The organism is Amycolatopsis decaplanina DSM 44594 (genome assembly GCF_000342005.1).
Lineage (GTDB): Bacteria > Actinomycetota > Actinomycetes > Mycobacteriales > Pseudonocardiaceae > Amycolatopsis > Amycolatopsis decaplanina.
Window position 1 is genome coordinate 88,125 of record NZ_AOHO01000028.1, and the last position, 23,943, is coordinate 112,067.

Here is a 23,943-nt window from a genome sequence, read left to right on the forward strand (position 1 = left end):
CGGACGCTCAGGATCCGGCGAGCGGCAGGAGCGTGGAAAGTCCCGTCTTCGAAGCCAGCCGCCGGATCGTGGGCGACGGCAGGAAACTCAGGTCGACGCCCTGGGTGCCGCACCGGTCGTTGATCCTGACCAGGGTCGCCAAACCGGTGGAATCGCAGAACTCCACACCTTCGAGGTCGACGACGAGCCTGCGGGGCACGGGCTCCAGCGCTTCCTCGAACGTCTCCTTGAGCTCTTCGGAGGTCGTCAGATCGATCTCCCCCGTCACCGCGATGACGACCTCGGCGCCATCGGGCCTGGCGACGGTCACCGAGAACGGAACCTCCCGGTCGTCACCGTCTCCGCTCGTCACCGTCATCCACCTCTCACGATCGACACCCCGAGAGTCCCGAAGATATCGGATGACGGCCCCGGCGCGCGCGGCACTCGTGTCCCGGTCCCGGCGGTGCCTTAGCCTAGACGGTGGATCCGGCGGTCGAGGACCGCGGCGGACGACGAGGAGAAGCTTCGTGATGCCGATCGACGAGCCGGCGCACCAGATCGCCGACGAGCTGGTCCTCGAGGTCGCCGCCGTCCCCGCCCAGGCGGCCGCCTTGCGGGACGTCCTGGCGAAGTGGGCCCTCGAACGGGGTCTTCCCCGGGAACTGGCCGAGGATCTCAAGCTCACCGCCTACGAAGCGATGACGAACGTCGTCAAGCACGCTTATCCGGACGGTACCGACGACAACGTCATGACGGTCACCGCCGTCCACGCCGACGGTCAGCTCAAGATCAGCGTCGCCGACGAGGGCCGCTGGCGCGACGGGCGTCGCCCGGACGGTGGACGCGGCCTGCCGATCATCCGCGCCTTCGCGCCGGAGGCATCGGTGACGAGCACGCCCACCGGGACCATCGTCCGGCTCTCCTGGCCCTGCCCTTCCGCCTGATCTTCCTCAGCTCGGATCGGCGAGGATCCCGTTGACCCAGCTGCCCGGACGCGTGGCGGCGTCCTGGCGGAGCACCGGCAGGCCGGACGGCCAGTCCGCGCTCAAGGCGTCGGTCTGCCCCGGCGGGATGGTCACCAGCTTCGACGGTGTCCACGACGTGGAGCCCCCGCTGCCGATCGAGTCCGGCACCTGGGACAGCACGGTGACGGTCGCCGTCGCCGTCGAACCCGCCGGGACCTCGTTGACGCGCACGCCGTCGTCCACCCGCGGCAGGTGGTAGACGGGCCCATTCGGGTCGTCGGGGCCGACCAGGTCGACACCGGGGACCCCGTACAGGCCGCAGGTGTGCGGCGAGACGTTCTCGAACGTCAGCGGAACGTCGTACTGACCAGTCGCCTCTTCGAGCTGTTTCGGCTCGCCCAAGGACACCGCGAGATCCGCGGTCGCACACCGCGGCGTGGCGGCCTCGGCCTGACCGGTGGCCGTCAGCGCGAGCGCTCCGGTCACCGCGGCGATCCCCAGGGAAACACGCTTGATCTGCTTGCCGGACATGGATTTCCTCCTTCGATCGACGCACTCAGCCGACGGCGGTGACCTGGACGGTGGCGCCCTTCAGCGGCTCGCCCGCCGGCCAGTCCGCGACGACGGGAACGCCGCCCGGCCCGGTCGGCAGGTCGAAGGTGATCGTCGTCGGCGTGCGCGGGTTCGGCGCACCGGCGGAGGCCTGCACGATGCGGGACACGGCAGGGTGCCCGTCGCGGAGGTTCACCGGGGCCGCGTTCGCCGCGGAGGCGTCCGGGACGACGGCGACGTCGTCGATCCGCTGCCCGTCCGCGATGAAGGTCAAGGCGGTGGGCGCGCCCTGGAGCTTGCAGTTCGTGGTCGGCGAAGCCGCGGTGTAGGTGAGGACATAAGCCTCGTGACCCGTCGCGTGCGACGGATCCGGCGACACCGTCACCTCGACGTCGGAGGCGCCGCAGAGCTTGTCACTCGGCATCGCTCCGGCGGCGCCGCCCGCGACCAGGAGCCCGCCCGCGACCAGTCCTCCCACGGTCATCGCGGCGGCGGCTCGTTTCGCCTGGACGTTCATGACATCTCCTCCCGTTCGGTGATCGATTCACGTCGATCGCACTCACTGGGAGAGATGCCCACGGGAGCCGGGAAGATGCGCGAAGATGATGTTGATCGCTCGAAAGCAACCCCGGGGAGTGACGTGCGTCTTCAAGAACGTCGGACCGCGTGCGCGGCCCAGCGTCCATTGATGCGGTGGACCTCGACGTCCCGTTCGTAACAGGCGGAAAGCCCCTCGTCGGTGAGGACCTCGTCGATCGGCCCCGCGCCGGTGACCTTGCCGCGGCGCACCATCAGGGCGTGCGTGGGCGTCGGCCATCAGCGCCCTGGCGAGCCGGACCCGGGCGCGTTCGCCCTGCGAGCGCACGCGCACCGCCGGTCCGTCGAGGTCCGGCTGCACGAAGACGGGCTTGTTCACGCGGTGCGTGATCGCAGGGCACGCGGCCGGGTCCCGGCCGGGGTCAGATCATCGGATGACGTCGTAGACCAGCTTCTGGACACCGTTGCCGTAGGACTCGCTCTCGACGAGCTTGAGGTTCTGCTTGTCCTTGTCGGTGTCGCTGAACAGTTTCTTGCCCGCGCCGAGAAGGACCGGGAACAGCAGCAGGTGGTAGCGGTCGATCAGACCGGCGTCGGCGAGGTTCCGGTTCAGTTCCGCGCTGCCGTGGAGGATGATCGGCCCGCCCTCGGTCTCCTTGAGCTTCGCGACGTCGTCGAGCGAACGCAGGATCGTGGTCTCGCCCCAGTTGCCGACGAGGTCCTCATCCCGCAGCGTGGTCGAAACGACGTACTTCGGCATCGCGTTGTAGCCGGCGAATTCCACGGTCATGCCGGGCCACACCGGCGAAAACGTCTGGTAGCTGACCCGGCCCATCATCATCGCCGTGGCCTCGCCCTGCTCGCGGCCCTTGAGCTCGTAGGCCACTTCGTCGAACTCGATCCCGTTGAAGGTCCAGCCGGAGTTGCGGTAGCCCGGCTCCCCGCCAGGCCCCTCGACGACGCCGTCGAGCGAGACGAACGCGGTGGCGATCAGGGTGCGCATCTGGTTTCTCCTTGGTTGTTCCGAACTGCTTTCGACACTGCGTCGACCGGGCGACGACGGATTCGACACGGCGCCGGAAAAAAGTTTCAGCCGGGTGGTCAGGGGATTGCGGCTGTGGTTTGGGCTCGTGAGTGGTAGGGACGGTTAGAACCATCCTCACCACTCACGAGGTTTAGGTCCCGCTCGCGGCCACCGGTCAGCCTTCGGCATCGCGAACCAGCAGGGCGATCTGGACCCGGTTCTCGACACCGAGTTTCGAGAGCATGCTGCTGGTGTGGGCCTTCACCGTCGCGACGGTGATCTCCAGCCTCCGCGCGACGTCGGTGTTGGACAAGCCCTCGGCGATGGCGCCCGCGGTCTCGCGTTCGCGGTCGGTCAGGGTGGCCAGCAGCCCGCGGGCGGTGTCCCGGGACGCCCGGCGCGCGTCGGACGAGTGCGGTCCGGTGGCCGCGGCGATCAGCCTGGACGTGGCGGCCGGCGAGAGCGCGGGTTCCCCGGTCGCGACCGTGCGGATCGCCGCGAGCAGCCGGGGCGGCGGGGTGTCCTTGAGGACGAACCCGAGCGCGCCGACACGGAGCGCGCCCAGCACCATCTCGTCCGAGTCGAATGTCGTGAGCACCAGGACCCGGGGCGCTTCCGGGAGGCGGAGGATCTCCTCGGTCGCGCTCAGGCCGTCGCGCCCGGGCATCCGGACGTCCATCAGGACGACGTCGGGCCGCTGCTCCCCCACCACGGTGACCGCGGCGTCGCCGTCGGCGGCCTCGCCGACCACGACGAGGTCGGGTTCGCCGTCGACGATGAGCCGCAACGCCATCCGGACCAGATGCTCGTCGTCGACGAGCACGACCCGCACCCGCTCGTTGCCCATTCAGTCGCTCCCTTCGCGGACCGGCCAGGGCAACCGCGCGGCGAGGACGAATCCGCCGCCGGGTTCCGGGTGGTGGTCCAGTTCGCCGCCTGCCAGTCCGACCCGCTCGGAGAGCCCGAGCAACCCGAATCCCGAGACGGGCGGCCCCGCGATCGCGCGCGCCGCACCGGAATCCCGGACCGTCACCCGCAGGCCGTCACCCGCCTTTCCGTCCACGGTGACGACCACCGTGGCGCCCGGTGCGTGTTTCCCCGCGTTGGTCAGCCCTTCCTGCACGATCCGGTAGACGGTCCTCGCGATCGCGTCGGATGGCTCGCCCGACGTCGTGGTCGTCAAAGTGACGTCCAATCCCAGCGCCCGCGCGTCCGCGACGAGCGCGGGCAGGTCGGCGAGCGAAGGTTGTGGCGGTTCCAGCCCCTCCGGGCTCGCCCGCAGTACGCCGAGGACGTCCCGCAGTTCCTCCAGCGCCTGATGGGAGCCGTCGGCGATCCCGCGGGCGAGTTCCGCGACCTGGTCGGCGGGCAGGTCCGGGCGGTGCCCCAGCACCCCGGCCTGCATCGCGACCAGCGAGACCCGGTGCGCGAGGACGTCGTGCATCTCGCGGGCGATCCGGTGCCGCTCCATGATCCGTGCCTCCGCCGCCCGTGCGGCCTGCTCGCGCTCGGCGCTCTCGACCTGCTGTCGCAGGGAGCGCACCTCCTCGCGGCGCGCGCCGATCGCGGCGCCGACGGCCACCACGATGCCCACCATCAGAGTGGGGAGGCTGATCACCAGCCACAGCGGCCCCAGCGTCTCGCGATGCGGGTAGAGGTCGGCGCCTAGCACCGCCGTGACCACGGACAACACCGCGGCGACCGCCGTTTCGGCCGGTCGCCGCCTGGCGGCCAGCGAACAGAGCGCCAGTAACGACGCGCCGCCCGCCAAGACCGAAGCCGTCGAGGCGAGGATGACCGCGAGCGTGATGGTGACCGGGAAGCGACGGCGCCACAACAAGGCGATCAGGCAGGCGAGCGCGATCAGCGGATCACCGGTGATCATCCATTCGACCCTCGGTCCCGCCGCCCCAACCGGCAATTGCGACGCCGTGACGATCCAGAGCAGCACGCCCAGCGCGGCCGCGGAGAGCAGGCGCCAGGCCTGTCCCCCCGGACGGAGAAGCGGCTGGGCGCCGGCGTCGGTGATCACGGCCCCATCATGGTCGACCCGCCGGCGATGGCGCAGCCGGACCCGGGACGATCCCGGCCCCGACCTCGGTCGCGACGGGGTTCGACTTTGGTCGAACGTGACGCGCGACGCGCTGCCGATGTGCGGCCGGACCCACGACGGCGAGGCTGGGTCCGACCGTGAAACAGGAGGTAGGAAACATGACCAAGGGCGGCTGTCTGGGGCTGCAGATCACCGGGATGGTGGCCGTCGCCGTCTTCGCGCAGGCCGCCATCCGCAGCCTCTTCGATCCTTCCGCGACCCAGTTGTGGGGAGCTTTCGACTGGGTACCCGGTGACTGGGGCGGCAGGCTGATCGTATTCCTGCTGCTCGCGGCAGCCGGAACGGTACTGGCGGGCTGGGCGCACGACCGCGGGAAGCAAGCGTCCCGCTAGCGGCATGCCGGTCCGCTAGTATCCGCAGCCGGGCGATTTCCGTCTACATCGGACGGAGATCGCGGGGTCTGGTCGATCGCGGGAGAGTGCATGGCGGACGGAGTTGGCTCGCTTGCGGGGTGGTCGGCCGATCCCACCGAAGTGACCAGCTACGTAGGCCGCGACGCCGAGACCGGCGAGGCGCGACGCCTGCTGGAAGCCTCGTCGCTGGTCACGCTGACCGGACCGGGCGGCGTGGGCAAGACCAGGCTGGCGTGGCGGGTCGCCGCGGCCCACCGGGAGGCGACCGCCGACGAGGTCGCGTTCGTGTCGCTGGCCGAGCTGCGGGAACCCGCGTTGCTGGTGCCGACCGTGGCGAACGTCCTCGGCTTCGGCGACCGCTCGGCGAAACCGGCCATCGAGGTCGTCGTCGAGGCGCTTCAGGCGAGCCGGTTGCTGCTGGTCCTGGACAACTGTGAGCATCTGGTCGACAGCTGCGCCTGGTTCGCCGACACCGTCGTCCGGGCCTGCCCTCAGGTGACCGTGCTCGCCACGAGCAGGCAGTCCCTCGGCGTGGCGGGTGAACGGGTCCTGCCGGTCCCGCCGCTGGCGATCCCCGAACAGGGCGACTCCTTCGAACGCGTGATGAACGACGAGTCCGTGCGCCTGTTCGTGGACCGCGCGACCGCGGTCGCGCCGTCGTTCCGGCTCACCGAGGAGGACACCGAGCCGCTGATCCGGCTGTGCCGCAGGCTCGACGGGCTGCCGCTGGCCATCGAGCTGGCCGCGGTCCGCGCGCGGGCGCTGTCCCTGCGCCAGCTGGCCGACCGCCTCGACCGGCAGTTCTCCGTGCTCACGAAGGACCGGCGGGGACGGCCGGAACGGCACGAGACCATGCGGGCCTTGATCGACTGGAGCCACGACCTGTGCACCGGACCCGAACGCCTGCTGTGGGCGCGCGCGTCGGTGTTCTCCGGCAGCTTCGACCTCGACGCCGCCGAACAGGTCTGTTCCGGCGGCGAACTGCCGCGCGAACGGGTCCTCGAAGTCGTCGACGGACTGCTCGACAAGTCCATCCTGCTGCGCGAGGAGTATCCCGGCGGCGTGCGATACCGCATGCTGGAATCGGTACGCGAGTACGGCGTCGGCAGGCTCAGCGAGACGGGCGGGACGGCCGAGTTCCGGAAACGGCATCGGGACTGGTTCGCCGAACTCGCCGGCCGGTATGCCACCGAATGGCTGGAGACCGACCAGCTCGGCTGGATCGGACGGCTGCGGCGCGAACACGCCAATCTGCGGGTCGCCCTCGACTACTGCGCCGGCGCTCCCGGCGACGCGGCCGTCGGACTGCGGATGTTGCGCGACGTCAAGGAGTTCTGGATCGTCCGCGGGCTGAACACCGAAGGCCGGATGTGGGTCCGCCGTCTCGACGAGGCCGCGGCGCCGGATGCCCCGGAGCGGGCACACGTGCTGTGGCTCTCCGGTTTCCTGGCTCTGGTGCAGGGAGACTTGCCCGCTCATCGGCACATGCTGGACAGGGCGGCCGCCGAAGCCGAGACCAGTGGCGACGAACTCGCCGCCGCGTACGTGCTCCACGTCCGTGCCTACGCCGCGCTGATCGGTAACGACATGGCCGAGGCCTCACGCCTGTTCGGCACGGCCATCGACCTTTTCCGCGCCCACGGCGACGAAGGCGCGGACCTCTGGGCGAGCTACAACCACGGGCTGGCCGTCTGGCTGGACGGCGACATGGACCGCGGCCGTGCGGTGCTCGCCGAAGCCGTCCAGCGCTGCGAGCGGCGGGGCGAGGTCTTCTGGCGGGGCTGGGCGCTGTGGTCGCGCGCCGCCGCCGAATACCTGCAAGGTGACCTCGCTGTCGCCGAGCGCTGCTGCGAGCAGGTCCTGCGCTTGCACGAACGGGTGGACGACCGCGTCGTCGTCGGGTTCACCCTCACCGTCCTGGCAGGCTGCGCGACCCGCACGGGACGTCCCAACCGGGCCGCGATCCTGCAGGGCGCCGCGATGGACGTCTGGCGCACGGTGGGCGCGTGGCCGACGCGGTACGAGGCGTTCACCGAACCGCTGCTCGCCGACACCGACGTCGTGACGACGGCGCTGGGCTGGGAGGTCGCGGTCAAGGAATTCGCCGACGGCGCGGCGATGCCCATCGCCGACGCCATCGCGTACGCCCTCGAAGAACGGCCCCCCGAACCGCGGAAACGGGCCGCGCAGCTACTCACCAAACGCGAGACCGAGATCGCGCACGTGATCGCCGAGGGGCTGACGAACCAGGAGATCGCCGACCGGCTCGGCATCGCCCGGCGCACGGTGGACACCCATATCGACCACATCCTCACCAAACTCGGCTACTCCAACCGCGTCCAGGTCGCCACCTGGGTGACCCGGTCCGCGGATCCCGCCTGACGCTCACGCCACCTTCATCGGGGAGGCCTGCCGGTCGTCTTCGGATGTGAACAACTCCGCGCGCAAGGCGATCCGCAGGTCGAGCCGCGCCTGCGGGTCGTCGAGCCGGGCGCCGAACAGGCCCCTGAGACGGCGCAGGCGGTTGCGGACCGTCTGCGGGTGGACGCCGAGGTTGTCCGCGATCTCGGGTGCCCCGCCGCGGGCGGAGAGCATGGCGTCGAGGGTTTCGGCGAGTTTGGCCCGCTCGTTCGCGGGCAGGCCGGCGATCGGCGCCAGGCTGCGCGTGACGAGCGCGGTGGTGAGCACCTCGTCGGCGAACAGCCAGTGCGTGGTCAGGTGGTCCGACCAGCGCACGAGCGGGCCGTCCTCGATCACCTCGCGACGGACCAGCTCCAGCGTCCGGCGCGCCCACCGCAGGGACACCGCGGCTTCGGCGGGCGCCACCGCGGGCCCGACCGCCGCCCGCGTCCCCGCCAGTACACCGCCGATCTCGACGTCGTCGGGCACGAGCAGATGCGGGTACTCGCCGGTGAGGGCGGCCAGCACCTCCGGACCGAAGGAGGCGCGGACCGCGCCGGGCTCCGCCGCGATGGCCACCACCCGGGCGGGCGGCACCCAGCCCGCCTCGGCCGCGAGTCCCGCCCATTTCGCGGGCGGGCGGCCGCTCAAGATCTCCTTCAGCAGGTCTTGACGCAATTCGGCCACCGAAGGCGTGTGCGCGGCGCGGTAGGCGGCGGTGGACAGCCGGATGAGGACGTCCGCGCAGCGGAGCAAGGCCTCCACCCCGGTGTCCATCAGGGCAGCCCCCGCCCCGGGCTGCCGCGACAGCGAGGCCAGCACGGGCAGGGCACACCGGCCCGCCGAGTGGTAGGTCCGGGAGAGCCGCTCCAGTTCCTTCCCGGCGGCGTATTCGGCGACACCGACCTGCCGGAAGGCGTCCGCACCGGCGGCGATCCCCAGCGCGGAGTTCATCCCGTCGTGCTCAAGTACCGAGGCGACGAACTCCGTGGCGCGCGCGTCGAACAGCGGCGCGTGTTCGGGCAGTGAACGCCGGATCCCGTCGACGACCACGCGGGCGATCACGAGGGCGGCGGAGCGGGCAGGGGCGGGGGACGCGGTCATCGTCGACCTCCGGAGCAGCGGGAATCGTCGGGCCGCCGAGTCTGCTACTGCGGAGTAGCCGGGCACATCGGGTGAATTACGTACTCGCGCCTATCCGGCCTACGCATCACCCGATCGTGGGGGCTGAAGGGGACTCTTCCCGCGTCCGATGCGACAAAGGGGCCCTTCACCGCATCGCATGCCAGGGGCACGGCAAAGTTGTCTATCCGCTGGTCAATTGGGTGATGGAGGGGGCTCGTCACGGTGGCCCGACACCTTCTCGGCTGTCCACAGGGGACACTTTCGAGGTGACCGTGTCCGATTCGGGCATTTTGCGAAGGGGTCGTGAGTGATAAGGGTCGTTAGAACGACCCTTATCACTCACGACCCCGGTCAAAAATCGTACAGATAAGCACAGAACGGACATTCACCTGTCATTTAGTGACCTTTGTGGACATCGTCGGTTCAAGCCCTCTGTCATCTGCCCCGTTCGGAGGTCCACCTCGAATCACCAAGAGCGACATCGGCCAGCGTTTATGCGACTTTGCCGGGACCCTGGCATCGCATGCGGTGAAGGGCCCTTCAGCCCCGGGGCTGGGCGCCACCCCTCAGGCGTACGGATCGAACGGGATCCCGGCAGGCTTCGCCTTCGCGAGCTCACCGTTGAACGACGAGTCCCTGATCCCCAGCTGGGCGCTGCCGAAGTCGTGCCCGGTCAGCTTGTCGCGCAGGCCCGGCGGGTAGCCGTCCCAGCCGACCAGTGGCGGGTACTGCCACTGCTTCTTGTGGTTCTCCGGTTCCTCACCGAAGTTCGCGTGCCGGAAGCAATGCGTGCTGATCCCGTCCTTGTGGTAGATCACCTTGGGATGCTTGCCCGTCTCGTCCCACGGGACCTGGTCGCGGTGGCGGGTCGTGTACTTGCCGTGCGCCGACGTCGACACGTACATGCCCCACTCCCCCTGGACCCACACGACGACGTGCTCCCAGTCGTGCCGGTGCCCGGCACTCCCGGGGCCGAGCGAGGCCTGGTCCTTCTCGAAGTAGAGCGCGTACAGGTAGGCGCACCAGCCGTTGTTGCACTTCACCCGTGAGTACGCGTTGGTGTTGTCCAGATCGGACAGGTCGCGGCACTGGCCGTTGACGTCGCCGCCCAGCGCGAGTCCCGGCGCGAGAGTGCCGTCCCGGCCGATCGCCGGGGTCGGGTAGCAACCGTCGCCGTCGTAGTCGAAGGCGGGTTCGTAGATCCGGTCGGGCCAGGGCGCCGACCAGTCCAGTGCCTGCGGCGGAGCCGCGGAGGCTGTTCCTGTCACGAGGAGGAGGGCGGCGAGCGTACCGAGGAGGACCGTGGTGAACCGTCGCATGCAGTTATTTATTCACGGCTTGATTCAACACGGAACCCTCCTTGGTCGGCTTACTCGCAGACGGCTCCGTGCGCGGCGCTCCGGACGACCTTGGCGTACTTGCCGAGCACGCCGCGCGTGTACGTCGGCGGCTTGGGGGTCCAGCCCTCCCGGCGGGCTTCGATGTCGTCGATCTCGACTTCGAGCGTCCGGTTCGCGACGTCGAGGGTGATCGTGTCCCCGTCACGGACGAACGCGATCGGCCCGGCGTCGACGGCTTCCGGGGCGATGTGGCCGACACAGAGCCCGGTCGTGCCGCCGCTGAACCGGCCGTCGGTGATGAGCAGGACGTCCTTCCCGAGCCCGGCGCCCTTGATCGCGCCGGTGATGGCGAGCATCTCCCGCATTCCCGGCCCTCCCTTGGGGCCTTCGTACCGGATGACGACGACGTCCCCGGCGATGATCCGGCCCTCGGCGAGCGCGTCGAGAGCGGCTCGTTCGCCGTCGAACACCCGCGCGGTGCCGGTGAACGTCGAGTCGTCGAAGCCCGCCGACTTCACGACCGCGCCTTCGGGCGCCAGCGATCCCTTGAGGATGGTCAGCCCGCCGGTCTTGTGGATCGGGCGGTCGAGCGGGCGGATGATCTCGCCGTCGACCCCGGCGGGCGCGATGCCTTCGAGGTTCTCGGCCATCGTCCTGCCGGTCACGGTGAGCACGTCGCCGTGCATGAGCCCGGCGTCGAGCAGTGCCTTCATCACCACGGGGATGCCGCCGACCTTGTCGACGTCGTTCATCACGTACTTTCCGAACGGCTTGAGATCGCCGAGGTGCGGGACCTTGTCGCCGATGCGGTTGAAGTCGTCGATGCGCAGATCGACCTCCGCCTCGCGCGCGATCGCGAGCAGGTGGAGGACGGCATTGGTCGAACCGCCCAGCGCCATCACGACGGCGATGGCGTTCTCGAACGCCTCCATGGTCATGATCTGCCGCGCGGTGATGCCCTGGCGGAGCATCCCGACGACGGCTTCCCCGGACCGGTGGGCGAAACCGTCACGGCGCCTGTCGACGGCGGGCGGGGCGGCCGATCCGGGCAGCGACATGCCGAGCGCCTCGGCCACCGACGCCATGGTGTTCGCGGTGTACATCCCGCCGCAGGCCCCTTCGCCGGGACAGATCGCGCGTTCGATCCTGTCCACTTCGGCACGGCTGATCTTGCCCGCCAGACATGCGCCCACCGCCTCGAAGGCGTCGATGATCGTGACGTCCTGGCCGTCGACCTGGCCGGGCATGATCGAGCCGGCGTACAGGAAGACGGAAGCGAGATCGAGCCGGGCCGCGGCCATCAGCATGCCCGGCAGGGATTTGTCGCAGCCCGCCAGCAACACGGAGCCGTCCAGCCGCTCGGCCATCATCACCGTCTCGACCGAGTCGGCGATCACCTCGCGGGAGACCAGCGAGAAGTGCATTCCCTCGTGTCCCATCGAAATGCCGTCGGACACCGAGATCGTGCCGAACTCGAGCGGGTAGCCGCCGCCCGCGTGCACGCCGTTCTTGACCGCCTTGGCCAGCCGGTCGAGCGACAGATTGCACGGGGTGATCTCGTTCCACGAGGACGCCACCCCGATCTGTGGTTTGGCGAAGTCGTCGTCGCCCATCCCGACCGCGCGGAGCATCCCGCGGGCCGCCGCGCGCTCCAGGCCGTCGGTCACGTCGCGCGAACGCGGTTTCAAATCCGGCTGGTCTTGCGACATCGGGCACCTTCCTTCGTGGCGGGACATCGCGCACGCTGCCAACCCGGCGCGCCCCGCGCAACTCACCCCGCCTGTTTCGCTCCACGGTGCAACGCCACCCGCGTGATCGCGTGATGCTCCACGCCGAGCACCTCGGCCGTCCAGCCGGAGACCACCACCCGGTCGCCCGGCTTCTCCGGGATCCGCCCGAGGATCACGAGGATCAGTCCCGCGATCGTCGCGTACTCCCCCGGCGGCGCGTCGGCCAGTTCGACCCCGACGTCGACGAGGTCGTGTACCGGGAAGGTGCCGGGCAGGACCAGGGAACCGTCCTTGCCGTCGCGGACGGCCAGCACGTCACGATCGGTCTCGTCATAGATCTCGCCGACGATCTCCTCCAGCAGATCCTCAAGCGTGACCATGCCCGCGACGGCGCCGTGCTCGTCGACGACGAGCGCCATCTGCTCTCGCTCGGCCTTGAAACTCCGCAGCGCGTCCGACACCCGCAGCGAGTCGGGGAACACCACCGCCGGCCTGACCACTTCCGCGAGATCTTCACGGTCTTCGAGCAGATCACGCAGGCTCACCACGCCCACGACGTCGTCCAGATGGCCGCCGCGGGCGACCGGCGCCCGTGAGTGCCCGGACTCGGCCAGTTGCCTGCGCGCCGAGGGCAGATCCTGCTCGGCGGCCAGGGTCAGCACCGCCCGGCGGGGGACGAGCACTTCCCGCAGCCGCCGTTCGTGGATCTCCAAGGCGCCGTTGATGATCATGCGCTGCTCGGTGTTCAGGCCGCGTTGCGCCGAGACCAGTTCCCGCAGCTCCTCGGGGGACATCTGGTCCGGATCGGCTTCCGCCCGGCCGCCCAGCGCGCGCACGACGAAGTTCGTCGAGACGCTCAGTGCCCACACCACGGGCCTCGAGATCGCCGACAACAGGTTCAGCGGACGCGCCACCAGCAACGCCCACCGCAGCGCGTTCTGCATGGCCAGCCGCTTCGGCGCCAGTTCCCCGAGCACCAGGGTCAGGAACGTGAGGACCATGGTCACCAGCGCGACGGCCACCGCCCCCGCGGCGTTGCCCAGGAAGCTCAGCAGCGGCACCAAGGGTTGCGCGAGGGACACCGCCGCCGTCGCCGAAGCCAGGAACCCGGCGAGCGTGATGCCGATCTGGATCGTCGCCAGGAACCGATTCGGGTCGCGCGCCAGCCGAACCAGCGTGCGAGCGGCCGCGCGGCCATCTCGCTCCAAGGCCCGCAACTGCCCCTCGCGCAACGAGATCAGCGCCATCTCGCTGCCCGCGAACACCGCGTTGAGCACCACCAGCACCGCGACCAGCGCGATGTCGAACCCGTAGCCGCCCACAAGCACTCCCCGGCCCGCCGGAAGTGCAGACATTACCGAGGGCGAAGCGAATCCGCAGAGAGTGCGGCTGCTGGCTACTGACACGTCGTTCCGATACCTTCGAAGGACCAGCACGGACGGAGTCCTGATGTTCGCACTCAAGACCGCTCCCGCACGGACGTTACGGCGCAAGGCGGAAAAGATCGCCAAGCCGGTCACCCGCTGGAGCATCGGCCACGCCATCCCCCGGGTCGCCCTGCGGGCCGCGGCGCGCCGCGGCGATCTCCAGGGCAGGCTGTCCGTCGAGGCGAGCGGTGGCGCGGACCTGACCGGGCTGTTCGACGAGATCCGCTCGCACGGCGCCATCGCCACCACCCGGGTCGGGCACGTGACCACCCGGCATTCGGCGTGCAAGGAGATCCTGACCGACGACGCGTTCAAAACCGTGCGGTTCGTCCCGGACAACCCACTGCTCAACCGGCTCGTCGCCTGGTCGTCGTCCGGTTTGATCCACCCGATCGAACCGCCGTCGCTGCTCGCCAGCGAACCGCCCGACCACACGCGCTACCGGAAGCTGGTCACCCGCGTCTTCACCGCCCGCGCGGTCGAGCAGCTACGGGAGCGCACACAAGCGATCACCGACGAACTGCTCGACGGCCTCGACCCGGCGAACCCCGTGGATCTCATCGAGCAGTACTGCGGGCTCCTGCCGGTCACGGTGATCAGCCAGATCCTCGGTGTCCCGCCGGAAGAACGCGACAAAGTGCTCGCGCTGGGCGGCGCCGCGGCCCCGAGCCTCGACCTCGGCCTGTCGTGGCGGACCTTCCGGACGGTGGAGGCGACGCTGGCCGAGTTCGACTTGTGGCTCACCGTGCATCTGGAGAAGCTGCGGAAGAACCCCGGCGACAACCTGCTCAGCAAGCTGATCGCCGCCCGCGAGGACGGCGTCGGCCTGACCGAGCGGGAACTCAAGGCCACCGCCGGACTGGTACTGGCGGCCGGCTTCGAAACGACCGTGAACCTCCTTGGCAACGGCATCGCCCTGCTCACCCGGCACCCGGCCGAACTCGGGAAACTGCGCGCGAATCCGGACCTGTGGAGCAACGCCGTCGACGAGATTCTCCGTTACGACCCGCCGGTCCTGCTCACCGGAAGGCTGTGCGCGCGCGACACCGAGATCGGCGGGACACGCATCGAGCGCGGGGCGATCGTCAGCACCGTGCTCGCGGGCGCCAACCGGGATCCGGAGATCTTCGACGACCCGGCCGCCTTCGATGTCGGACGGGCGAACGCGCGGGACCACGTGTCGTTCGGCGCCGGACGGCATTACTGTCTCGGCGCTTCACTGGCGAGGATGGAAGGCGAGATCGGCCTGCGGTCGATCTTCGAACGCTTCCCCGGCCTGCGGCTGCTCGGCGGTGCGCGACGGCGGGAGACCCGGATCCTGCGCGGCTTCGAAACGCTTCCCGCCGCGCTCACCTGACTCGTGAGTGGTAAGGACGGTTAGAACCGTCCTTACCACTCACGAGGGGTGACCCACCGCGCGGGCATTTTTACCGGACCAGCGACGGAAACCGGTCAGTAACCTCACGCCGGTGAAGACGGACCGCGAAGGCAGGGAAGCCCCGGAGCTACCTGCCTTCACCGTCATCGGGTGCCTCCTGGGCTTCTTCATGACCGTGCTGGTCCTGATCGGCCCGGCCCTGCTCTGGATCAGCACCCGCTTCGATCCCGGCGATGACGACCGCCTGGTCGTCATCGCCATGGGCGCCGTCTTCACACTCGGCGGGCTCGGCACGGTCGGCTCGCATCTCCGGCAGAACGCCAAGGCCCGCGAGGCCCACCGTGGACTCGACCGGACGGGTGTCCGCGCGAACGCCGAAGTCGTTTCCAGCAAGCGGATCTGGGTCGGCGAGGTGAGCACGCCGACGGACGACGTCGACCTCGTCGTCACCGGCCCGGGAGTGACTCCGTTCAGTGCGCGAGTCCTCACCGAGGACGTCGGCCGCTACGAAACGGGCACGGTGGTACCCGTCGACGTGGACCCGAGGACGCTCCTGTTCCGCCTCGCCGACTGACCTCGCCGCGATCATTGCCCGGCAGCATCGTATCGCTTATCGTATATGAAATTCACCCCCCGATGCTGCGAGGTGACCTCGTGACCACCGCCACCGCCGACCCGACCACCACCACGGTCGCGCGAGATTTCACGGATTTCCGCACGGTGGTGTCGCAGTCCTTCGTGCCACTGCACGTGACGAGCGAGCACCGGGACCACTTTCGCGGCCGCATCCGCTCGTGCGGCGCCGACGACGTGCAGCTGACCGAGGTGACCGCGTCGGCGCACGTGGTCGAGCGGACGCCCGAACTCATCGCCAGGGCGGACAGGCACTACTACAAGCTGAGCCTGATCCTGTCCGGGACCGGGCTGCTGATCCAGGACGACCGGGAAGCGATGCTGCGCCCCGGTGACGTGGCGTTGTACGACACGCACCGCCCGTATTCCCTGGCGTTCGAAGAGGATTTCCGCACGCTCGTGGTGATGTTCCCGCAGCGGCTCATCGATCTCCCCCGCGACCTGGTCGGCCAGCTGACCGCGGTCCCGATGTCGGGCAAGCGGGGCATGGGCAACGTGGTGGTGCCCTTCCTCGCGCAGCTCGGCAGCAACCTCGACCAGCTCGGCGGGCCGGCGGGCGTCCGGCTCGCGCATACGGCGGTCGATCTGCTCGCCACGCTGTTCGCCAGCGAACTCGACCTCGCCCGCGCGACGGCCGGGCCGCACCACGAACTGATGCGCCGCGTCCTCGCCTACATCGACTCCAACCTCTCCTCCACCGACCTCGGCCCGGCGCAGATCGCCGCCGAGCACTACATCTCCACCCGGCATTTGCACGGCCTCTTCCACGAACAGGGCACGACCGTCTCGGGCTGGATCCGCACCCGGCGCCTCGAACACTGCCGCCGCGAATTGCTCGACCCCGTGCACACTTCGCGGCCCGTCGCGGCCATCGCGGCGAAGTGGGGTTTCGTGGACGCGCCGCATTTCAGCCGGGTGTTCAAGACGGAATTCGGCTGCTCGCCGAGCGAACTGCGCCGCGGCTTGACCGTGAGCGATCGGTTGTTGCCGCCCAGCGCGTGACAGCTGGCCCTTCCCGGGCGGTCGCCTGAACGATGACCGCATGTCCGAAGCACCCGAGGAACAGTGGCGCACCTATGACGAGTTCGCCGCCGGAATAGCCACCTACCGCCTGCCGAACGCGGACCTGTCGGGACGCGAGCTCACCGTCACCCTCGACGACGGGACGACGCTCGCGCTGCGGTTCGAGGACGCTGAAACCGTCACCTGCAACGGCATCAAGGATCCGTACGACGCGGTCGCCGTCCGGGAAGACGTCTTCTTCGTCAATCTCCCCCACACCAGCGTCGAAGGTGAAGCGCTCACCGTCGTCTTCTCCACGACGACGCATCGCGCGCTCGCCGTGCGTTCGGTGATCGGCGCCGAGGACGTCGAAGGCGTTCCCCGTGTCTCCCAGACTTTCTGGTCCGGAACGACCGACGCGGGCACGCCGACCGGTGAGGAACCGGGGCCGTCGCGCGATCTGATCGGCAAGCGCAACATCTACCGCTACAGCCCGGAACACCTCTACGAGCACGTGTACGTGTCCTCGCAACGCTACGCCTGGCAATGCCTCGAAGGCGTGCAGCGCGGCCACGGGGACATGGACCTGTCGACGGTGTGGAAGTTCCAGGACGGGCTTTACCTGTTCTGTTTCCGCGAATTCCGCATCGCCGTGGCCAGTGTGTGGTTGCACGACCTCGGCTACGCGCTGAAGACCACCGGTGTCTTCCTCGGCCTGACCGGCGACGGCCGGTCGGAACATTCCCGCGCGGGCGGGCACATCTACCCACTCGGCGCCGTCGCCTATCCCGACGCGCAACCGGTTTAAGGAGCTTCAGTGTCCAATTCAGACATCATCGCCGCGCACTACGCCGCGAGCGACCGGGGCGACCTGGCGGGCATGCTCGCCCCGCTCGGTCCGGAGACCACCTGGACGGAGGCGGCCGGTTTCCCTTACGCCGGTACCTACACCGGCCCGGAAGAAGTCCGGGACAACGTCTTCGGCGCGATCGCGAGGGACTGGGAAGGCTACACCTTCTCCCTCGATGACCTCCTCGACGCCGGTGACACGGTGATCGGCCTCGGGACCTATCGGGGCAAGCACCGCGAGACCGGTCGCTCGTTCACCGCCCGTGTCGCGCACGTATGGAAGTTCGACGGCGGCAAGGTCGTCTCGTTCGAGCAGATCGTCGACTCCGTCCCCGTCGTCAACGCCGCGAACGCCGCGGAGGACCGGTGAGACCGGCGCGGCGCCTGGTCGCCCTCGCCGCCGCCGTCCTGCTCTCCACGGCGGGCTGCGCCGGATCCGAAAGCGGTTCGAGCGGCCCGATCGTGGTCGGTTCGGTCAACGCGCTGAGCGGCGCGGCCACGTTCCCCGAGGCCTCCCAGGCGGCCAAGGCGGTCTTCGACGCGGCCAACGCGAGCGGCGGTGTGAACGGCAGGCAGATCCAGTACAAGGCCCTCGACGACAAGGGCGACCCGGCGGCCGCGGCCGCCGCGGCCCGTGAGGTCGTCGGCCGCGACGAGGCGGTGGCGCTCGTCGGTTCGTCCAGCCTCATCGAATGCGAAATCAACAACAAGTACTACGAGCAGCAGAAGATCCTGTCCATGCAGGGCATCGGCGTGGACCCGGCCTGTTTCTCCAGCCCGAACATCGCCCCGGTCAACGTCGGTCCATACCACGACATGACGCTGACGCTGCTCTACGGCTCGGAAACGCTGAAGCTGAACGACATCTGCGCGCTGCTGGAGATCGCGGGCAACACGCTGCCGTCGTATCAGGCGGCCATCGACGAGTGGTCGGCCATCACCGGCAAGAAGCTCAAGTACCTCGACGCGACCGTGCCCTACGGCGGTTCCGACTACACCTCCTACATCGTCAAGGCCCGCAACGCCGGCTGCAAGGCGATCACGGTGAACCCGGTCGAGCCGGATTCCATCGGGCAGCTCAAGGCCGCCGCGGCGCAGGGCTGGAACGACGTCACGTGGCTGCTGCTCACCAGCGTCTACAGCGAGAACTACGCCAAGGCCATCACCAACGCCGGCGCCGGGGTGTACGTGCCCGCCGAGTTCTACCCGTTCACCGACGCGACCAGCCCGCAGAACAAGGACTGGCGCGAGCTGATGACCAAGAACAACATCCCGCTGACCTCGTTCAGCCAGGGCGGTTACCTGGCGGCGAAGTACTTCCTCGACGTCGTTCGCGGGATCAGCGGTGACATCACCCGCGAGTCGGTGACCAAGGCACTGCGCGAGATGAAGCCGATCACCGATCCGATGGTCGGCACGCCGTACGTCTTCGGTCCCGGCCGGATCCACCACGACAACACCGCGGGCTGGCCGATCAAGCTCGCCTCCGGCACCGGCAAATGGGAGCTCGTCGCCGACGACTGGCTGCGGATTCCCAAGAAATAACGGGAGGCAAGGTGCGTACTGGGTCGCGCCTCTCTCCCCCTCACACAGGAGGAAATGATGCTGCAGGGAGCGCTGGCAGGCTTGGCCGCCGGCGGACTGTACGCGGTGTTGGCGGTGTGCCTGACGCTGATGTCGCGCCTGGTGCGGGTGGTGAACTTCGCCCAGTCGGCCACCGGGATGTCCGGCTGCTACGTGGCGGTGTTCCTGTCCGTCGATCTGGGCCTGCCGATGTGGCTCGCCACCGTCGCGGGGATCCTGCTCGGCGGCCTGCTCAGCGCGCTGCTCGGCTGGATCGTCTCCACCTGGCTCGCCGAGGCGGACACCGGTACCCGCTCGGCGGTCACCGTGGCGGTGCTGCTCCTGCTGATCTCGTTGTCGTTCATCCTGTTCGGCAACAAACCGCAGCCGTTCCACCCGATCCTGGACGGTCCGGCGGTCACCATCGGCGGGGTGGTGATCAGCCAGGTCACCGTGGTCACCGTCGCGCTGGCCGTCCTGGTGGCGGTGGCCAGCCGGATCGTGCTGAGCCGGACCCCGGCGGGTGTCCGGCTCAGGGCGCTGTCGGAACGCCCGACGACGGCGGAACTGCTGGGCATCCCGGCGAAACGGCTCAGCGTCGCGGTGTGGGCGGTCACCGGGGTGGTCAGCACGCTGGTCATCTCGATCGTGGCGCCGTCGCAGTCCAACGACGCGACTTCGCTGGCGATGCTGGTGGTGCCCGCGGCGGCGGCGGCCCTGCTCGGCGGGTTCCGCCGTCTCGACCTCGCGGTCGCGGGCGGGCTGGGCCTCGGCCTGATCCAGGGCGCGGCCGCGCAGGTCGACGGCCTTTCGGTGGTGCGGTATTTCCTGCCGTTCGCAGTGATCGTCGCGCTGCTGCTCTGGTCGCAGCGCAAGGAGGTGTGGGATGCGGCTCGCTGAACGCGGGATACCGTTCGTGGTCGCCCTGGCGGCGATAGCGGTGGGCTACGGCCTGAGCGTCGGGCTCGACGGGTACTTCGTCTACCTGGGCATGAGCGCCGTCGTCGCCGGGATCTCGTTGCTGGGGCTGGGCGTGGTCACCGGCAGCGCGGGCATGATCTCCCTGTGCCAGCTGACCTTCGGTGCCGTCGGCGCCTGGACGGTATCGGCGCTGAACGAGGCACAGGCCCCCGGCGGGTTCCTCACCTGGCTGGTGCTCGGCGGTCTCGCCGCCGGAGTGGTCGGGGTGCTCGTCGGGCTCCCGGCGTTGCGGTTGCGCGGGATCAACCTCGCCGTCGTCACGCTGGGCCTCGCCGCCGCGGCCGACCTCGCGCTGGTCCAGCTCCAGTTTCCCGGTGTCTCCGGCGGGATCTCGGTCGAACGGCCGGACGCCTTCTCCGACGACCGGTCCTATTTCCAGCTCGCCGTCGTGGTGCTGGTGCTGTGCTGTCTCGCCGTGTACTTCCTGCGCCGCGGGCGCTGGGGCAGCGCCTGGCAGGCGGTGGCGTTCTCCGAACGCGGCACGGCGGCCGCGGGTACGAGCGTGCGGACGTCGAAGCTGACCGCGTTCGCGGTGAGCGCCACCCTCGGCGGGATCAGCGGCGGCCTGCTCACCGGTCAGGTCGGGCTGGCGTTCCCGGCCAGTTTCACCGCGATCCAGTCGCTGGCGCTGTACGTGCTGGCGATCATGTCGGGCGCGCATCTGATCGACATGGCCGTGTTCGGCGCGGTGCTGTGGGTCGGGGTGCCGGAACTGCTCAAGCGCTGGGGAATCCCGCAGGACTGGGGTTTCGTGGTGTTCGGTGTGCTCGGTGTCCAGGCCCTGGCCGGCGGCGGGAACCTGGGCACCACGGTGCGGCAGGTCTGGTACCGGCGGTCCAAGAAGGAACCCGCGAAGCTCGATCTCGCCGCCGGGGCGGGCGATGTCGAACCGGTCTCCCCTGGCCCGCCGGTGCTCACCGTCCGCGGGTTGAGCGTGAACTTCGGACACGTGGCCGCGCTGTCCTCAGTGGACATATCGGTGCCGGAACACGGGGTGCTCGGCGTCATCGGGCCGAACGGCGCGGGCAAGTCGACGCTGGTCGACGCGATCAGCGGATTCCTGCCGAACGCCGAAGGCGAGGTCGAACTCGGCGGCAGCCCGCTCACCGGGTCGCCGTCGAACCGGGCCCGTGCCGGGTTGCGCCGGACGTTCCAGCAGGACCGCGTCCCGCCGGGGCTGACGGTCGGGGCGTACCTCAAGTTCCTCGCCAGGCGGCGGCTGACCGCCGACGAGATCGGCGACGCCCTGGACTTCTTCGGCTGCCCCGCCGCCCGCACCCCGCTGTCGCAAGTGGACGTCGGCGCGCGAAGGCTGGTCGAGGTCGTCGGGCATCTGCTGGCCGAACCGCGCGTCCTGCTCCTCGACGAGCCGGCCGCCGGGCTTCCGCACGAAGAGCACGTCGCGTTCGGGGAACGGCTGCGGCAGGTCCCCGCCCGGTTCGGGGTCTCGGTGCTGCTCATCGAACACGACCTCGACCTGGTGCGTTCGGTCTGCGACACGATCACGGTCCTCGACTTCGGCCGGGTGCTGGCTTCCGGCCCCCAGGCCGAGGTGCTCGCGGATCCGGCCGTGCTCAAGGCGTACATGGGTGAAACGGAGATGCTGTGAACGCTTTGCGGATAGCGGGGCTGACGGTCACCCGCGGCGCCGGGCCGGTGATCCGGGACGTCGACCTGACCCTGGAGCCAGGCCGGATCACCGCACTCGTCGGCCCGAACGGCGCCGGGAAGACCAGTCTGCTGGAGGCCGTCTCCGGCGTCGTGCCCGCCTCGGCGGGGACCGTCCACATCGGATCCGACGAGATCACGAAGCAGTCGAGGGTCTCCCGCGCGCGGCGGGGCCTGGCGCATATCGAGCAGGGCCGTGCGGTGTTCGGCGGCCTGACGGTGCTGGAAAACCTGATGCTGACCGCGCGCACCCGCGCGCGGGCCGACGAGTTGTTCGAGATGTTCCCCGAACTGGAGAAACGCCGCGACTCACCGGCCGCGCTGCTCAGCGGCGGCGAACAGCAGATGGTGGTGCTGGCCCGCGCTTTCGCCGCGCGGCCGTCGTTCCTGCTGATCGACGAGATGTCGCTGGGGCTCGCGCCCGTGGTGTTCACCCGGCTGCTGCCGATGGTGACCCGCTTCGCCGAGGAGGGCGCGGCGATCCTGCTGGTCGAGCAGTTCACGCATCTGGCCCTCGGCGTGGCGAGCGACGCGCTTGTGGTCTCTTCGGGGCACGTCACCTATGCGGGTTCCGCGCAGGGCCTGCTGGACTCCCCCGGCACACTGCACGCGGCCTACCTCGGGGAATCCTGACGCGCTTCCGTGGTCCGTGAAGGCCTCCTTGAGGGACCCAGGGTCCCTCAAGGAGGCCTTCACGGAATGTCGCGTGCCTAAGAACCCATGCCGGCGCGTTCGAAGGCCAGCGTCGGGAGATCGACCGCGTGCGCGCCGCCGTCGGCCACGATCACCGCACCGGTGATGTACGACGACTCCGGAGACCCCAGGAACCGCACGATCGACGCGATCTCCTCGGGTTCGGCAGGACGGCGCAACGGGACCTCGGCGGTGACACGGCGGTAGCCCTCGTCATGGCCGCCGTCGAAGCCCGCGGCCGCGGCGAACTGGTCCATCTCGCCGTCCGCCATCGGGGTGCGCACCCAGCCGGGGCAGACCGCGTTCGCACGCACGCCCTTCGGCCCGTAGTCGCGGGCGATCGACCGGGTCAGCCCGATCAGCGCGTGTTTGGCGACCGTGTAGCCGGCGACGTTCGGCCCGGCGAACAGCCCGGCCAGCGAGGACACGATGACCACCTGGCCGCCGGTTTCGATGAGCGAGGGCAGCGTGGCCCGGCAGAACACGAAAGCGCTGGACAGGTTCGAGCGCAGGGCCAGTTCCCATTCCTCGTCGCCGGTGCCGGTGACCGAGGACAGGCCGTGCCCACCGGCGTTGGCCACCACGACGTCCAGCCTGCCGAACTTGCCGACGATCTCCGCCGCGGCGTTCTCGGCGGCTTCGCGATCGCTGGCGTCACACGCGATGACGTGCGCGCCGGTTTCGGCGGCCACCTTCTCCAGCGGTTCGAGCCGCCGTCCGAGCACCACCACCTGGGCCCCCTCGTCGGCGTACCGGCGGGCGACCGCGGCGCCGATACCGGTACCGCCACCCGTGATCGCGACAACCTTCTTCACTTGCGGAGTCCTTTCTAAGCGGGAAAACCGGAGCGGGCCGAGACGCCGAAGTCGGCGAGCACGGCCTGGCCGTTGACCGCCCGCGAACGCGCGGACGCGAGATGGAGCACCTGCCAGGCGACTTCTTCCGGAGCCTGCACCGGGAAGGCGGGATCGTCGAGCACCTCGCCGAGATCGCCGCGCGCCATCGGGGTGTCGACCACCGACGGGCAGACGCAGTTCACCCGGACGCCGGGGAGATCGACCGCCAGCGCCCTGGTCATCGCGACCACTGCTCCCTTCGAAGCGCAGTACGGGACCATGCCGGGCGCGCTGGTGAACGCCGAGTCGCTGGCCAGCAGCACGACCGAGCCACCCGACGCGGTGAGCCACGGCGCGGCGTGTTTGACCAGCAGGAACTGGCCGGTGACGTTGACCGCCATCAGCGCGGCGAAATCCACCGCCGAGGTTTCCGTGACCGGCGTCCCCACCGGACCGGAGATCCCGGCACAGCCGACCACGACGTCGAGTCCGCCGAACCGGCTCGCGACGGCGTCGACGGCGGCGGCGACCGACGGCTCGTCGGTCACGTCGGCGTGGACCGCCAGGAGACCGTCCGCCAGTGTGGGCACGGGTGCCCGGTCGAGAGCGCCGACCCGCGCCCCCTCGGCGAGGAAGGCATGGACGCAGGCAAGGCCGATACCGGATGCCGCGCCGGTCACCAGCACGGCCTTGCCCGCGAGATCCAGTCCCATGACGCCATCCTCCGGTCCGGACCTTTCCCGGAGGTTGGCCATCAGTGCATCCTTCTTGTCGGCAGCCGCATGACGGCCG

General features: G+C 69.7%; 25 protein-coding genes. 12 read left to right on the forward strand and 13 right to left on the reverse strand.

Annotation, left to right across the window (positions count from 1 at the left end; genetic code table 11):
- Positions 1–7: 7 nt before the first annotated feature.
- A complete protein-coding gene (locus tag H074_RS05795; protein ID WP_007029086.1) occupies positions 8–358 on the reverse strand; it encodes an STAS domain-containing protein in 351 nt (116 codons plus the stop codon).
- A 154-nt stretch (positions 359–512) separates the two neighbouring features.
- Between H074_RS05795 and H074_RS05800 the strand changes: the two genes are divergently transcribed.
- Complete coding sequence (locus H074_RS05800) at positions 513–926, forward strand: ATP-binding protein (protein ID WP_007029087.1); 414 nt, start codon at positions 513–515, stop codon at positions 924–926.
- A 6-nt stretch (positions 927–932) separates the two neighbouring features.
- Here H074_RS05800 and H074_RS05805 read toward each other — a convergent pair whose 3' ends face one another.
- The 6 genes from H074_RS05805 to H074_RS05825 form a co-directional block, all read right to left on the reverse strand.
- A complete protein-coding gene (locus H074_RS05805) occupies positions 933–1,478 on the reverse strand; it encodes a DUF4232 domain-containing protein (protein WP_007029088.1) in 546 nt (181 codons plus the stop codon).
- Positions 1,479–1,503: 25 nt separating this feature from the next.
- On the reverse strand, positions 1,504–2,016 hold the full coding sequence (locus H074_RS05810; RefSeq protein WP_007029089.1) for a DUF4232 domain-containing protein: 513 nt from the start codon (positions 2,014–2,016) through the stop codon (positions 1,504–1,506).
- Between the two features lie 131 nt (positions 2,017–2,147).
- On the reverse strand, positions 2,148–2,291 hold the full coding sequence (locus H074_RS41405; RefSeq protein WP_007029090.1) for a hypothetical protein: 144 nt from the start codon (positions 2,289–2,291) through the stop codon (positions 2,148–2,150).
- Positions 2,292–2,463: 172 nt separating this feature from the next.
- Positions 2,464–3,039, reverse strand: a complete 576-nt coding sequence (locus H074_RS05815) for a dihydrofolate reductase family protein (protein ID WP_007029091.1) — start codon at positions 3,037–3,039, stop codon at positions 2,464–2,466.
- Positions 3,040–3,235: 196 nt separating this feature from the next.
- Entirely contained in the window at positions 3,236–3,907 is a 672-nt protein-coding gene (locus tag H074_RS05820) for a response regulator (protein ID WP_007029092.1), read from the reverse strand.
- Positions 3,908–5,092: a sensor histidine kinase gene (locus H074_RS05825; RefSeq protein ID WP_007029093.1), complete on the reverse strand. Its 1,185-nt coding sequence runs from the start codon at positions 5,090–5,092 to the stop codon at positions 3,908–3,910. It lies immediately after the preceding gene.
- 179 nt (positions 5,093–5,271) lie between these two features.
- Between H074_RS05825 and H074_RS05830 the strand changes: the two genes are divergently transcribed.
- Both H074_RS05830 and H074_RS05835 read left to right on the forward strand, forming a co-directional pair.
- The gene (locus H074_RS05830; RefSeq protein WP_007029094.1) at positions 5,272–5,505 is read left to right on the forward strand and encodes a hypothetical protein; all 234 of its coding nucleotides are present in this window, start codon (positions 5,272–5,274) and stop codon (positions 5,503–5,505) included.
- Positions 5,506–5,646: 141 nt separating this feature from the next.
- Positions 5,647–7,908, forward strand: a complete 2,262-nt coding sequence (locus H074_RS05835; protein ID WP_235096668.1) for a LuxR C-terminal-related transcriptional regulator — start codon at positions 5,647–5,649, stop codon at positions 7,906–7,908.
- 3 nt (positions 7,909–7,911) lie between these two features.
- Here the strand turns inward: H074_RS05835 and H074_RS05840 are convergent, their stop codons facing one another.
- From H074_RS05840 to H074_RS05855, 4 genes are all read right to left on the reverse strand, one after another.
- Positions 7,912–9,030 carry a helix-turn-helix domain-containing protein gene (locus H074_RS05840; RefSeq protein ID WP_007029096.1) on the reverse strand — a complete coding sequence of 373 codons (1,119 nt, stop codon included), beginning with the start codon at positions 9,028–9,030 and terminating at the stop codon, positions 7,912–7,914.
- A gap of 587 nt (positions 9,031–9,617) precedes the next feature.
- Positions 9,618–10,370, reverse strand: a complete 753-nt coding sequence (locus H074_RS05845; RefSeq protein WP_007029097.1) for an NPP1 family protein — start codon at positions 10,368–10,370, stop codon at positions 9,618–9,620.
- Between the two features lie 50 nt (positions 10,371–10,420).
- Positions 10,421–12,100: a dihydroxy-acid dehydratase gene (gene ilvD / locus H074_RS05850; RefSeq protein ID WP_007029098.1), complete on the reverse strand. Its 1,680-nt coding sequence runs from the start codon at positions 12,098–12,100 to the stop codon at positions 10,421–10,423.
- A gap of 62 nt (positions 12,101–12,162) precedes the next feature.
- Positions 12,163–13,443 (reverse strand): hemolysin family protein, encoded by a 1,281-nt coding sequence (locus tag H074_RS05855; RefSeq protein ID WP_007029099.1) that lies wholly within the window; start codon positions 13,441–13,443, stop codon positions 12,163–12,165.
- A 127-nt stretch (positions 13,444–13,570) separates the two neighbouring features.
- Here H074_RS05855 and H074_RS05860 point away from each other — a divergent pair, with 127 nt between their 5' ends.
- The 9 genes from H074_RS05860 (at position 13,571) to H074_RS05900 (ending at position 22,255) form a co-directional block, all read left to right on the forward strand.
- Positions 13,571–14,905: a cytochrome P450 gene (locus tag H074_RS05860; protein ID WP_007029100.1), complete on the forward strand. Its 1,335-nt coding sequence runs from the start codon at positions 13,571–13,573 to the stop codon at positions 14,903–14,905.
- A gap of 112 nt (positions 14,906–15,017) precedes the next feature.
- The gene (locus H074_RS05865) at positions 15,018–15,500 is read left to right on the forward strand and encodes a hypothetical protein (RefSeq protein WP_007029101.1); all 483 of its coding nucleotides are present in this window, start codon (positions 15,018–15,020) and stop codon (positions 15,498–15,500) included.
- Positions 15,501–15,562: 62 nt separating this feature from the next.
- A complete protein-coding gene (locus H074_RS05870) occupies positions 15,563–16,561 on the forward strand; it encodes an AraC-like ligand-binding domain-containing protein (RefSeq protein WP_007029102.1) in 999 nt (332 codons plus the stop codon).
- Positions 16,562–16,601: 40 nt separating this feature from the next.
- Positions 16,602–17,369 (forward strand): MoaF C-terminal domain-containing protein, encoded by a 768-nt coding sequence (locus H074_RS05875; protein ID WP_007029103.1) that lies wholly within the window; start codon positions 16,602–16,604, stop codon positions 17,367–17,369.
- A 9-nt stretch (positions 17,370–17,378) separates the two neighbouring features.
- Complete coding sequence (locus H074_RS05880; RefSeq protein ID WP_007029104.1) at positions 17,379–17,780, forward strand: nuclear transport factor 2 family protein; 402 nt, start codon at positions 17,379–17,381, stop codon at positions 17,778–17,780.
- Positions 17,777–18,955: an ABC transporter substrate-binding protein gene (locus H074_RS05885; RefSeq protein ID WP_007029105.1), complete on the forward strand. Its 1,179-nt coding sequence runs from the start codon at positions 17,777–17,779 to the stop codon at positions 18,953–18,955. The genes H074_RS05880 and H074_RS05885 overlap by 4 nt, the downstream gene beginning before the upstream one ends.
- A 57-nt stretch (positions 18,956–19,012) precedes the next feature.
- On the forward strand, positions 19,013–19,873 hold the full coding sequence (locus H074_RS05890) for an ABC transporter permease subunit (protein WP_039921673.1): 861 nt from the start codon (positions 19,013–19,015) through the stop codon (positions 19,871–19,873).
- Complete coding sequence (locus H074_RS05895) at positions 19,860–21,563, forward strand: branched-chain amino acid ABC transporter ATP-binding protein/permease (RefSeq protein ID WP_007029107.1); 1,704 nt, start codon at positions 19,860–19,862, stop codon at positions 21,561–21,563. The genes H074_RS05890 and H074_RS05895 overlap by 14 nt, the downstream gene beginning before the upstream one ends.
- Positions 21,560–22,255: an ABC transporter ATP-binding protein gene (locus tag H074_RS05900; RefSeq protein WP_007029108.1), complete on the forward strand. Its 696-nt coding sequence runs from the start codon at positions 21,560–21,562 to the stop codon at positions 22,253–22,255. Before H074_RS05895 ends, H074_RS05900 begins: the two co-directional genes overlap by 4 nt.
- Before the next feature lie 77 nt (positions 22,256–22,332).
- Here H074_RS05900 and H074_RS05905 read toward each other — a convergent pair whose 3' ends face one another.
- Together H074_RS05905 and H074_RS05910 are read right to left on the reverse strand one after the other, a co-directional pair.
- Positions 22,333–23,130, reverse strand: coding sequence for an SDR family NAD(P)-dependent oxidoreductase (locus H074_RS05905; RefSeq protein WP_007029109.1), 798 nt, complete (start codon positions 23,128–23,130; stop codon positions 22,333–22,335).
- 14 nt (positions 23,131–23,144) lie between these two features.
- Entirely contained in the window at positions 23,145–23,864 is a 720-nt protein-coding gene (locus H074_RS05910) for an SDR family NAD(P)-dependent oxidoreductase (RefSeq protein WP_039921615.1), read from the reverse strand.
- Positions 23,865–23,943 lie beyond the last annotated feature (79 nt).

Excerpts from the sequence above, each read along its gene's own strand:
- H074_RS05845 (WP_007029097.1), bottom strand. The coding sequence starts at position 10,370 with ATGCGACGGTTCACCACGGTCCTCCTCGGTACGCTCGCCGCCCTCCTC.
- H074_RS05840 (WP_007029096.1), bottom strand. The coding sequence starts at position 9,030 with ATGACCGCGTCCCCCGCCCCTGCCCGCTCCGCCGCCCTCGTGATCGCC.
- H074_RS05870 (WP_007029102.1), top strand. The coding sequence starts at position 15,563 with ATGCTGCGAGGTGACCTCGTGACCACCGCCACCGCCGACCCGACCACC.
- H074_RS05805 (WP_007029088.1), bottom strand. The coding sequence starts at position 1,478 with ATGTCCGGCAAGCAGATCAAGCGTGTTTCCCTGGGGATCGCCGCGGTG.
- ilvD (WP_007029098.1), bottom strand. The coding sequence starts at position 12,100 with ATGTCGCAAGACCAGCCGGATTTGAAACCGCGTTCGCGCGACGTGACC.
- H074_RS05800 (WP_007029087.1), top strand. The coding sequence starts at position 513 with ATGCCGATCGACGAGCCGGCGCACCAGATCGCCGACGAGCTGGTCCTC.
- H074_RS05895 (WP_007029107.1), top strand. The coding sequence starts at position 19,860 with ATGCGGCTCGCTGAACGCGGGATACCGTTCGTGGTCGCCCTGGCGGCG.
- H074_RS05810 (WP_007029089.1), bottom strand. The coding sequence starts at position 2,016 with ATGAACGTCCAGGCGAAACGAGCCGCCGCCGCGATGACCGTGGGAGGA.
- H074_RS05820 (WP_007029092.1), bottom strand. The coding sequence starts at position 3,907 with ATGGGCAACGAGCGGGTGCGGGTCGTGCTCGTCGACGACGAGCATCTG.
- H074_RS05910 (WP_039921615.1), bottom strand. The coding sequence starts at position 23,864 with ATGGGACTGGATCTCGCGGGCAAGGCCGTGCTGGTGACCGGCGCGGCA.
- H074_RS41405 (WP_007029090.1), bottom strand. The coding sequence starts at position 2,291 with ATGGTGCGCCGCGGCAAGGTCACCGGCGCGGGGCCGATCGACGAGGTC.
- H074_RS05830 (WP_007029094.1), top strand. The coding sequence starts at position 5,272 with ATGACCAAGGGCGGCTGTCTGGGGCTGCAGATCACCGGGATGGTGGCC.
- H074_RS05890 (WP_039921673.1), top strand. The coding sequence starts at position 19,013 with ATGCTGCAGGGAGCGCTGGCAGGCTTGGCCGCCGGCGGACTGTACGCG.
- H074_RS05875 (WP_007029103.1), top strand. The coding sequence starts at position 16,602 with ATGTCCGAAGCACCCGAGGAACAGTGGCGCACCTATGACGAGTTCGCC.
- H074_RS05795 (WP_007029086.1), bottom strand. The coding sequence starts at position 358 with ATGACGGTGACGAGCGGAGACGGTGACGACCGGGAGGTTCCGTTCTCG.
- H074_RS05860 (WP_007029100.1), top strand. The coding sequence starts at position 13,571 with ATGTTCGCACTCAAGACCGCTCCCGCACGGACGTTACGGCGCAAGGCG.
- H074_RS05815 (WP_007029091.1), bottom strand. The coding sequence starts at position 3,039 with ATGCGCACCCTGATCGCCACCGCGTTCGTCTCGCTCGACGGCGTCGTC.